The organism is Achromobacter sp. GbtcB20 (genome assembly GCF_019091095.1).
GTDB classification, from domain to species: Bacteria; Pseudomonadota; Gammaproteobacteria; order Burkholderiales; family Burkholderiaceae_B; genus Achromobacter; species Achromobacter mucicolens.
Map to the genome: position 1 here is coordinate 1 of NZ_JAGXJZ010000679.1, position 255 is coordinate 255.

Consider the following 255-nt stretch of genomic DNA (forward strand, 5'->3'; position numbering starts at 1 on the left):
AGACGTCCAGGCGCGCGCGGTAGGAACCCTCTTTCGGCGGGCGCGACAGGTGCCAGGTCTGCATCTTGCCGAGCTTCGTATCGATCTCTTCCTGTCCCACCACGATGAAGCGGAACACGGCGGCGTCGCGGTCTTCGCCCACCTGGATGTCCAGGTCACCCGTCAATTGGCCACTAGCGCCGCGCGTGATGGCGGCCAGGTGTAGCGGGACACTGGCCTTGTCCTGGGCGCCTGGCGCCAGCGGATAAGGTTTTT

General features: G+C 65.1%; 1 protein-coding gene. It reads right to left on the minus strand.

The window, feature by feature from the left end; genetic code table 11:
* Positions 1-255 (minus strand): DUF3108 domain-containing protein (locus KVT32_RS30705; RefSeq protein WP_217619497.1); only part of this gene is annotated, 255 nt, incomplete at both ends.